7 protein-coding genes and 1 pseudogene are annotated in these 4,689 nt (G+C 36.3%); all 8 read right to left on the bottom strand.

What is annotated here, in order from left to right; all coding sequences use genetic code 11:
* Positions 1-582: pseudogene (locus tag BLV40_RS27660) on the bottom strand (hypothetical protein); the annotation flags it as partial.
* 16 nt (positions 583-598) lie between these two features.
* Positions 599-1,684: an LPD25 domain-containing protein gene (locus BLV40_RS27655; RefSeq protein ID WP_090695831.1), complete on the bottom strand. Its 1,086-nt coding sequence runs from the start codon at positions 1,682-1,684 to the stop codon at positions 599-601.
* A 109-nt stretch (positions 1,685-1,793) separates the two neighbouring features.
* A complete protein-coding gene (locus tag BLV40_RS27650; protein ID WP_090695829.1) occupies positions 1,794-2,087 on the bottom strand; it encodes a hypothetical protein in 294 nt (97 codons plus the stop codon).
* Between the two features lie 25 nt (positions 2,088-2,112).
* The gene (locus tag BLV40_RS27645) at positions 2,113-2,352 is read right to left on the bottom strand and encodes a hypothetical protein (RefSeq protein WP_090695827.1); all 240 of its coding nucleotides are present in this window, start codon (positions 2,350-2,352) and stop codon (positions 2,113-2,115) included.
* 26 nt (positions 2,353-2,378) lie between these two features.
* The gene (locus BLV40_RS27640; RefSeq protein ID WP_090695825.1) at positions 2,379-2,918 is read right to left on the bottom strand and encodes a hypothetical protein; all 540 of its coding nucleotides are present in this window, start codon (positions 2,916-2,918) and stop codon (positions 2,379-2,381) included.
* Between the two features lie 586 nt (positions 2,919-3,504).
* Complete coding sequence (locus BLV40_RS27635) at positions 3,505-3,753, bottom strand: hypothetical protein (RefSeq protein WP_090695823.1); 249 nt, start codon at positions 3,751-3,753, stop codon at positions 3,505-3,507.
* Positions 3,754-3,879: 126 nt separating this feature from the next.
* Positions 3,880-4,455: a type IV secretory system conjugative DNA transfer family protein gene (locus tag BLV40_RS27630; protein ID WP_090695821.1), complete on the bottom strand. Its 576-nt coding sequence runs from the start codon at positions 4,453-4,455 to the stop codon at positions 3,880-3,882.
* A 29-nt stretch (positions 4,456-4,484) separates the two neighbouring features.
* Positions 4,485-4,689 (bottom strand): LPXTG cell wall anchor domain-containing protein (locus BLV40_RS27625; protein ID WP_139265643.1); only part of this gene is annotated, 205 nt, incomplete at its 5' end.

Here is a 4,689-nt window from a genome sequence, read left to right as displayed (position 1 = left end):
TGGTGGTTCCACTGGTGGTTTTGTATCCCCTGGATCCGTTGGTGGTTCTACAATCACATCTGGTTGTTTCTCCGTTGGAGCCACATCTATAATGCTTGCTAATGATAAATTTGTATTTTGATCACCAAATGCAAATTGGTCACCTTTAACTGTTACTTGCGGACTTCCATCTGTAATACCTGCAACCACATTGTCCTTCACTGTATCCTGAATTGTTTTATCTGAAGTTTCTTTTTCAAATAGAGCTAGAACATGAGAAGTTGTTTCATCTCCATTTTGAAGATTACTTGCAATTGTCTTATCCTTATAATTCACTTTGTTTTTATCGATATCTAGGACGTATGCAACATCTTTATCCTGACTTTTTATCGCATTTTCTGTAATTGTTTCCAAGTCTTTTTTATTTATATCTTCTTTCTTTTCTTCTGGTTTATTTTTATCAGCTTTTTTGGTTATAGCTGGCTTACTTTTTGCTGTTTCCTTACTTCCAAACCAACTACAACCAGCACTACCTAGTAACAACGAACCACCTACAGCTACAATTCCCATCTGTCTAAAAAATTTCTGATAGTTTAATGGCATAGCATTTCTTCCCCCTTTAGACTTCGCTTAATTCCTTATCAATTTTTTCGATTTTCGCTTTCTTTTCTTCTTCGCTAAGAGTGGATTGCCCCACATCTTTCTTTTGTAGCTCTTTTACCTCTTTCATAAGCGTTTTATTTCCTTGTATTTTTGCAAAAGTGAAGCAATCATCAAATTTTTTCTGACTTACATAGGCTTCAGCTACAAGCTTTTCACGTCTACCATCCATATTGACTTTTGCTTTTAATCGGATCACATCCTCATATTTCTTATTGAGTGCTGCCTTTTCAAAATCAATCACATCATTTTTAATATCGATCTCATTTATTTTTTTCATATTGTCGATTCCTATATAGTAAGCTACAACACTCTCCGCAAATTTTGCTTCATACTGTATGGCCTTAGTTGCCTTTCCACTTAATAAATAAGAAAACAGGACTGCTTTTTGACTCTCTTTATCTAGTCCTTTATAATCCAACTTTTCAAACTCTTGAATTGCCTTTGGATATTGCTGAATGGAAGCTTGTTGAAGTCCTTTCACTAAATGCGTATCTGGCTGATTGGTTCTTGCTTCAACTGAATTTGTTGGAACAGTATACAAGGAAAAAACACTTACAGCTCCTACTACAATCCCGCCAATCGCTCCCCCGATAATTTGAAACAGATGTTTTTTGCTCCTGTTTCCTTTTTCTAAGGAAAGCTCTTCGTTAGCATGTTGTTTCTCTCTAGCTCTGTTGTTTTCTTCTGGTTCTTTTACCTCTTCAGGTGGCGCAATTTCCTTTAAAAACTCTTCAATATCTTGTCGCATCAGTCCTAACAGTTCTTCTTTTTGTTCCTCTTGTTCTTCATCCATTTCCATAGTAGACAGTTTGTTTTCTACATGTTCATATAAATGTGGAGCATAACCAGATCCTAGAGACAATGTCCCTGCATACAACTCACTGTCTTGATCTAAAATATGAAAATCTACATGGACAACATTTTCTTGTTCTTGTAACGCTTGCTCAAGTTGATACGTAATCTTACAAGCTTCTTGTAACGACATCTTTTGAAAACTTTTAATCTCTGGTACTGTACTTTTAGTAAACATGACTTCTAACATAAATTGTGTCCCCCTCTCCTTTCTAACGCTCTACACTGACATATAAGGCATATAAAAAGAAGCTATACAATTGCATAGCTTCTTTACCAAAATCTATTTTGTTGTATCCTCACATCCAAAAGAATAAAATGGATCCAAACTTGATATTACTATTAATGCCTTCCGCTAATCCCTTTGCACCCATTACAATGATTAACCCTACTGCTGAACCAATAAACCAACCTTTACTCTGGTGCCTTCCACGTTCACCACCCCAGATTAAGTAGTAACCACCAATACAAAATGCAATAGCCGCACTAATGATTCCTAAACGTTGTGCCCAGGTTAATACTGCTTCACCTGTGCTAATCAGACTAGACATGCCGTCTCCGGCACCTAAAATCATATGATTTAATTTAAACATACCCTACACTCTCCTTATATTTGTGTTATACAACTTCACTTGACTGCGAAAGATCCGCCGGACGTTCAGGTGCTCTACCGGAACCTTTTTCTTCTTCTACAAATAGAGTGAGTGCTTCTAAGATTAATTCTTGATTTCCTTCAATGAATTGTTGATGTTGTGCATGGAGCCAATTTTGATAACTTTCTCCTTTGACTTTTAACAACTTTTCAACCAAATCTCTTGATTTTTTCAAATCCCTTTGTGTAATAGTTGGAATAGGCAATTTATCACACCGCCTTTCAATTCTATTTAAATATCATAATTTTTCTTCATGTCCTTAACAAAATCTTCAAATTCTTTTTGAAAAGATTGAAGTCCCTTATTAGTTGTATCAGATTGATCAAATTTAATTTCTCCTACTTCGTTTCCTTTATAAAAAAACTTAATTGAATTCCCACCCTGAAACATTTTTGTGGCTTGTAGTGCAACTCCCTCAATTTTCTCGTCAGTATTTACATCTACCATAACTGTTGCCTCATTACTGTAACCCCATACTAATCGTTCGTATGCATTAATATTTACTCCTAAATCTTCCATAACATCCTTCATTCGTGTTTCATATAATTTAAGTCTATCTTGTTCACGCTTTTCTACTTCTTTTCCATAAGAATACACAAATTTTGTTTCTTTATTTTTCTTAATGTTTACTACATCTTGATGCTTTACTTTAATAAATTCCCCTCTTCCTTTGACACTATCTTTACTATTAGAAAATACCAGTGTGGAACCAATCCCTAGGATTGCAACCAATGCAACGATAACGGCGATGATTTTTGATTTTCGAGTCATACTTTGACCTCCCTATTCGTATTAAACAAGCGATTTTGGAGTCTACTGAGATTTCAGATCGCATCTCCACATCTGGTTATTATTATAGCAAGAATATTGGGAAAATAACGATTAATTACCATTTATGGCTGATATGGTAAACCCTATATTGGCATGCATATAAAAATTCATCCCGACCGAACTTCATAAGCCCAATACTGCACAACGTTTTGGCATGTACGTAGAACCTTGTGTATCTACTGTTTTTCGTGTTCATCGCTTCTTTAGAATGTCATACTGGGATATTCCTCACGATTACTAACTCCTACAGATAATGGATACACCGTATTTCCCATGGTCACAGGTGTGTTTTATGTGTTCACACACCGAACATTCAATCAATCGTATACCCAACCTTTTTAGTGACCGTTTCGAAAGGGGGCACGCATGTGAAGTTTTCAAAGGGCAATTGTGCTTTGATAAGGAAAAACTTTCGTTTTGAACGTCTATAAGAATAGTTACGAAATTGCTGGTTTTTCCATTATCATCAATAAATCTATCTATCTCAGCACACTCCAAAACCGCTTGTTTGTTCTCGAAAATCATCTTATTTCCGTCGTTGGCACACAGTCGTCAATTCATCATCCTGGTTTCTTCTCTTGGCAATTACTTTTTGTTTTTCATCCATGACTGAACGGACACGGTAATAGATCTCTGCAACCCTTTCAATGTTTCCTGTTGTATGTTCTACCGCTACCGCTCCTTTTAACTGATACACTTTGCCATCGAATGTTTTGACACTTTGTGCACGTGACGACGATATATCATAGAATGCAAGTCTCTGCTCTTTTCCCATGTGTATCGCCTCCTTCGAAAAGGGGAAGGACTTAAAATCCCCCCTTTCATCTTGTATAGTTTTCTAGCCATCTATATATCATGAATAGCTGTGAAATCCCTAAAATCCTTTATTTGAAAGGTAAGACTATGCTAGAACCATTGTCTGACATGAGGTAGCAATTCGGTTTGCTCCATGTTTTCCGTATATACGCTGTAAAACGGAATGAGATTCTACAACGATAGAAGTTCGAATATTATAAGTAGCACTCTTCTCTAAAAACTGCTCCATATGAGGGATGGGATAAAGGTTGAATTGATAAAACACCAGGTGAATCGGTCGGATCTTCTTCTTCTCTGTTAGGAAATGAAGAAAATGAGATAACGCTTCTCCTCGATCTTCATAGGTGCTATTACTTGTATCTATGCTGACATATGTGACAACCTTTTGATGATCTTCATAATCTAAAGAAACTGGTTCGCTTAACAAATCATACTTTACAATGCGATAGCCTTGTTTTAATTTCTGTTGATGTGTATCTTTGTAAAATTGACCCGTTGGATCAAAAATGAAGATAAATCTCTGTTCTGCTTTTCTTACCCCCTCTATTACTGTTTGATACGCCTCTTGGGACGCTCTAATTACATCTACACCCTTTTCCTCTTGATTCGAACTCTTCATTGCCTGTAGAAGCCCCGAGCACCTTTGAATGACTCCTAGCATGTCTTCCTCTCCTTTCTTACTTTGAATTATTAAGCTTTTTTGCGGTTCCTTACTGCAAATACAGTTCCAATTGAGCCAAGTATGACACATACCATTCCAATCCATTTTATGTATGGATTTTCAGCTTTACCGCCTGTTGTAGGAAGATTTTTTTCTACTTTCTTTGGTGTTTGTTCTTGTTGTGGTTGTGTAATGATTTTATGTGGTGTAACTGGTTGTGGTGTAACTGGTTGT

The organism is Bacillus sp. 166amftsu, assembly GCF_900107445.1.
In the GTDB taxonomy this organism is placed as follows: Bacteria; Bacillota; Bacilli; order Bacillales; family Bacillaceae_G; genus Bacillus_A; species Bacillus_A arachidis.
The sequence above is the reverse complement of the archived record's forward strand: the minus strand, read 5'-3'. Positions and strand labels throughout refer to the sequence as shown.